4 protein-coding genes and 1 pseudogene are annotated in these 5,326 nt (G+C 49.2%); all 5 read right to left on the bottom strand.

Annotation, left to right across the window (positions count from 1 at the left end):
- Window positions 1-452 precede the first annotated feature (452 nt).
- Window positions 453-797: a nucleotidyl transferase AbiEii/AbiGii toxin family protein gene (locus JW883_11535; GenBank protein ID MBN1842897.1), complete on the bottom strand. Its 345-nt coding sequence runs from the start codon at window positions 795-797 to the stop codon at window positions 453-455.
- Window positions 798-932: 135 nt separating this feature from the next.
- Window positions 933-1,475, bottom strand: a complete 543-nt coding sequence (locus JW883_11530; GenBank protein ID MBN1842896.1) for an HTH domain-containing protein — start codon at window positions 1,473-1,475, stop codon at window positions 933-935.
- A 989-nt stretch (window positions 1,476-2,464) separates the two neighbouring features.
- Window positions 2,465-3,190 carry a hypothetical protein gene (locus JW883_11525; GenBank protein ID MBN1842895.1) on the bottom strand — a complete coding sequence of 242 codons (726 nt, stop codon included), beginning with the start codon at window positions 3,188-3,190 and terminating at the stop codon, window positions 2,465-2,467.
- A gap of 147 nt (window positions 3,191-3,337) precedes the next feature.
- Complete coding sequence (locus tag JW883_11520) at window positions 3,338-3,832, bottom strand: hypothetical protein (protein ID MBN1842894.1); 495 nt, start codon at window positions 3,830-3,832, stop codon at window positions 3,338-3,340.
- Window positions 3,833-4,682: 850 nt separating this feature from the next.
- Window positions 4,683-5,099: pseudogene (locus tag JW883_11515) on the bottom strand (DUF4338 domain-containing protein).
- Window positions 5,100-5,326: the final 227 nt, after the last annotated feature.

Raw genomic sequence — 5,326 nt, 5'->3', positions numbered from 1 at the left:
GGTCGCCGGCCAACAGGGGACCTAAGACGATTCTTGCGAATCAAGGCCTTGCGCTTTGTATCGCCGTATTTTCCGAATCTACCGCCCACAGATTCATCCACTAGTGTCTTGCTCTGTGAGAGACACTTTTTTCCTCTCGCCCGCTTGGTATAGAAAAGCTGAATCGGAGATGGGGAGAAACGGTGAATCGGAGACTATTTGATAAGCCAATTATCCGCCTCCCTGATCATCTTCACTATTTGGCCAATGATTTGATCATAGTCTGAATCCAGGTCCTGGTGGCCGATATCTTTTTCTGCCGCAGACCCACACGGACTAACGCACACTCTGTGGCTCTGTGAACTCTGTGAGAGGCATTCTTTTTCTTTTCTCTCGCCCACTCGCTACGATCAGTTTTATTATTGGAGCCATCGTCAGTCCATTCATCGTGATTATTGTCGTTGTCTTTGTCATCATGATGAATTTGTCATTGCCTTCCCATTGAACTCATCTTGGAACTTTCTGGCCGTCTGGATTAAATCGTCAAACTCAGGGGGCTCGCCGAAAAACATCTCGTCTTTCATAGCGTTATCGATATCTTCAGAAAACCGTTCTATAAGAGCCCATCCCTTTGAGAGCGACGTCCCGCCCTTGAATGTGAGATGGGAGCCCCATTCTGGAAGATCGAACAATTTTTTCAGTGTCCAGCAAACCCAGAAATCCTTCTCAATAATTGCCGGTGGCAGGCCAAGTGTGTCTTGCGCCTGTTCGCAGACCGTTCGCCTGCGGTCTTCAGAAAATGACAAGAACGCGTTCACGTTAATTCCGTTTCTTTTTTCTTTCCCAGTCGCCGCATAATGTCCGCGATCCAGGCAGGGGCAAAACGGACATCCTTAAGTAGCTGGTTTCTGGCATCCGCATCCAACCGGCGATCGAACCGAGCAATAACATCTTCATCTACATGCTTTAGGCCCAAGTGCCGCAGGGCCTGGATGACCAATCCGCTGATTCTGCCTGCCGTTGCTATGTTCCGTGGCGTGGTCCGCTTCAGGATGATCTGTTTTTTTCCAATTTGTACGGTGCGGGAACGACCATCCGTAAGATAAACAATCTTCATGGGAATCTGTGTAGAAAGCCCCAAGAGATTGGCCGCATAGGCCCCTGACGGCTGTAAACGAACGGCATCGCTCCCTGCCAACGCCCTGGCTACAGCGTCGAAGGATGTCCCGGTAAAAGTAGAGGCTCATCAACTCCGTTACAGTGAAGGGGACTGGCAGGTGCAACTTGTAGCCTTCGATGAAGCCGTATCGGGTCTTCTGTCCGTCCTTTTCAGCATAGAGGGGGAAGCCGGCATCCTGGATAGCAGCCGGATCGCGCCAAATAGTACGGACATGCCAGCCTTCCTGCCGGGCAAGCTCGGTGACACTGATCCCATGGTTTCGGGATTCAATGGTCCGCAAAATGCGCCACTGCCTGGCCAGTTGCTCCCCCCGCATGGAATTATCCCCGAAGTCTTGCCACAGACTCACACGGACAAACACAGACGGAGTTTGTCGGAGGTCGGTCCCGCCGAAGAAAGAAATCGTGCCTTGTCTGCGCCCGTCTGCGCGGGTCCGCGGTTGATGCACTATTTTCAAATTGTTTTGGGAAGTTACACTGGTCCCGTTATCATAAACGAGCTCCGAAGTAAAGCCTGACACCCAACAAAACATTTTCCTTGGTTTGTTTATATCATAGAACCGTGACAGATACGGTCACACCTGCGGCTTTTGGTCGAGGAGCTCTGGGAACCGATAGACCGTGGCCGAACGAGAGAACGTGGCTTCAACGCTCAGCAAAACTGACCCTTTTATGCTCGTAGAAATTGACCCATGGGATCGACAGTTAGTTGTGAGGTGATAGAAGAATGGACTTCGGGTTCCCTTTACCATCCTCTTCCATTCCAACTACAAGATACCCCCTATACACACTTTTTTCACACTGGCCAACAAAAAGAAAAGAGGTTTTTTGGTTCCCCAAAAAACCCTTTCAAGTCAATAAGTTGGAGCTAGCGATGGGATTCGAACCCGCGGCCCGCTGATTACGAAGGAATCAGGTGGTTGTACTCAAAAAAACCAACAAAAGGAGCGTGGAGAGAACCAGCATGAAAAAAGGGGGTGCCGGGGGACCGGAAGCAAAAGCGCGAATAAGATGGCAGAGTCGGCTTCGGCATGGAGGTAGGTTTCTCCATTCCGAAAAAATGGTATTCCCCCACCGCCTGGGTTAGCATATAACGTTTGGATATCGCAACCGCTGGAAAGAAGTCTGACAGTGCGTATGGATTGCAGAAGCCTTTATTTTTGGGGTATATGGTTCATATACTATATATGGGAATACAGAAAAGACAGAGCTAAATTCCAGCAAATGCGTGCTATAAATAACTCCGTTCCCCATATTAAAGTTGCAGGAAGTACGACAGCCAAATGAGCGGCCACAATAGTTAGCCCTACAGTTCTGTCAAACTCTCCTTGAGATAATAATCAGCCCCCAGTGCGTCCAAGAGGTTCCTGGCATCTTCCCTGAACTGTATCCAGTTCACCGGTCTAGGCAGCTTACGGTAGTTGAGCATACCTACTTTCCAATGCCCTACAACTGGATGAAGCTCTTGTATCAACTCCAGGGCTTGGTCAGGATCAATGACAGGTTCCAGGCTCACCCATGTTCTAATGCCTCTCCCGTGCGCCTGGTGTATAGCCTGGATCCTATCCCCTATTGGGGGCGCATTTGGTTCCCACTGTGAGGCATCTGCCTGGTTCGTGAATACGACTGTGGTCCCGAATCTGCATCTGTCATAAGTCTCCAACAAATCGAAGTCTCTGGCAGCACGCATTCCGCCCTTTGTCAGAATCATAACCCGCAACCCATTATCAATCAGAATCTGGATGGCCTGCCTTGTGGTGCCGAACTGCATTTCAAGAGGCTGGTAAGGATCGGAGCTGAAGCTGACTAATATTTCCCTGTCATCCCCTCTGATTCTTTGGGCATCCCTTTTAAGACATCTGAGGACGTCTTGCCTGAGTCTGGCGTGATTGACAAAAGCTTCCCGTGTTCGTCTAATTGTCCGGGGACCATAGCAATAAAGGCAGCCATGCGCACACCCGCCAAAGTATAATCTGGCACCAAGGGACGCGAACTCACGCGCTCCGCCTGTGGGTTCGTAAATCACCTTCATGCTATGGCTGAAGCAGTCTTGAGACAACATATGGAACAGTCTGGCAATCTCTTTCACTCAGACGAGTGAGAAGCAGTCCGAGAAAGTGAAAGCGATCGCACACGGGACATGGCTGAATCACAGGGAACACTATATTGGTTAATGTTACTAGTGAACCTCAAAGGGTGTCTCTTCCTTTTGCAGACTTTTCTTCTCTATCATGGAAGTATTGACGTCTAGCGGAGGATATTCACCAACGACTGTAATGGTCTCACATAGTCTGAGCCCTGCGTCTAGGAGGTCGAAATCTTTGAGCCTCGAGAAGAATCGGTAATAGGTGGCAGGACGTGTTTCAAGAGAAATGCGATATCCATTATCTAAATGATAGATATGGCCAAAGTGATGTGTCAGAAGATAGAAACAAGCAGCAGAAAGGTACTTGGAGTCGGCCTGTTTGTATAGTTCTGGACAAAAGCGACTGATATGAATCTCGTTTGAGTGCCTGTTGAGAGAGAGAACCATTGAATACGAGATTTGTTCCCCTGTGCCTTTATCTGTAATGAAGTACTCAATACAATCGCACTCCTGGTAATAATGCAGATTATATCTGCTCAAGAGCCGAGACACATTTTTTTTCATGAAAGGTGATTCTATCGAGGCCATTTCAGAGCCTCCCACGGAAAAGTCATTTCACAGACGTGTTGCTTGGAGACCTCTTAACAGAACGAAAAAACGCTCTGCTAAGAGCTAGGTAGGCACATTTTGCGGTGTTTGTCCATGGGATCACCCCCGTCAAGAGGGTCAAACAATAGGAAAAAAAATATTCAACCGGAAAAAATGCGAAAAGTCAAGCTATTAAAACGTCTTGTTAGGAGTATTTACCGCTTTTTTTATCTGTGGATTCTCCTTGGATGAGAAAAGCTTGTCCGACGTGAGGAAAGTTCAGATAGCCGTTGAGTTCGGTTGTGGTCCAGATGTTGCCGATTTCGATCCGGCCGTGGTCAGGTGGGTCGCAATGGACAAAATCCGGATCCTGCCGGTCTTTAAAATACAACGCAATGTCTTGAAAAAGTCCGGGCTGGTTGTTTTTGACGGTGAACTGGTAATGAGCTTTACGCTCCCGGGCCTTTTGTCCAAGGCTTTTGGCCCAGTCCGAGATGGCCAGGTAGCCGCGCATCCCACACAGGGTTGCGCCGGCGGCAATGGCTAAAACAGTGGAGAGTCGATGGCGTCGTCCTTGGGCACGGCGCGGATCTGGGATTTCTTTAAAAAAGTCGGGCAAGGATTGCATCTGTTGTGCACTGGGCATGATTTTGGGTCCTCCTGTACGATAAGCTGGTTCGAGAATAGGCCGGGATAACAGTGCTTGCGCATCGGAAATTAACGGTTTAACAAAAACCATTTTCGGTGAGTGTGCTGTGGCGCTGTAGCCTTGCCGGGTCCGATAAAAGCCCTTGGTGTTGCCCACATATATCCAGTTGGCCGCTTTGTAGATGGTTCCCCGGAACCATTGCGGGTCCACAAAGGTCTCGAGCAGCACAACCGGATGGCCGAAAACTGCCTGCCAATCAGCCGGTAGTCTCTTTTGGCACAACGATAGGATGCGGGAGGCCAAATTCGGAAAATGCCAATCGGGCAGGATCAGAAAACGCCTGTTGTTGGTCACCAGTTTTAACGGATCGTACTGATGGCGAAAGCCCCATCCGATCCAGCGATCCCGTGGCGAACACTTCAAGGCAGCAGCGGAAAAACTCAAAAGCGCAACCCATTGATCGCCAAGGGTGGCAACATACCATAGGGTTTCGCTAATCTTGGGCAGAGCACCCAGGTAATGATGCTCCTGCATCAGTTGCTGGAAACGCTGTTCTTCAAGCGCGCGGACAGGCCGGATAAGGACTTCTAACAGGTTCAACACAATGACCCCCGGGATGAAGTGTCACATGGCTGCTTACATACCTCATCCGGAGGCGTTTGCGCAGACTTCTGTTCAAGTAGCTGATTTTATTGCTTAGCTAGGACAGAACAAAAACAGCCTGGGTGGGGGCCGTCGTTCGTGACGGTTTCAAAAGGAAACCGAAAAGGAATGGGGACTTTCAAAAACCCAGCCTCATTGCAGGTATACGTAACAAAATTTGATTTTCTATTGATAGCAAATGG

Source organism: Deltaproteobacteria bacterium, assembly GCA_016930875.1.
Taxonomy (GTDB): domain Bacteria; phylum Desulfobacterota; class Desulfobacteria; order Desulfobacterales.
Note: the sequence above shows the minus strand (reverse complement) of the source record. Positions and strands in the feature narration are given on the sequence as shown.

Bases quoted from the DNA above. Each gene is read 5' to 3' on its own strand.
- JW883_11530 (MBN1842896.1), bottom strand. From the start codon at position 1,475: ATGCGGGGGGAGCAACTGGCCAGGCAGTGGCGCATTTTGCGGACCATT.
- JW883_11525 (MBN1842895.1), bottom strand. From the start codon at position 3,190: ATGAAGGTGATTTACGAACCCACAGGCGGAGCGCGTGAGTTCGCGTCC.
- JW883_11520 (MBN1842894.1), bottom strand. From the start codon at position 3,832: ATGGCCTCGATAGAATCACCTTTCATGAAAAAAAATGTGTCTCGGCTC.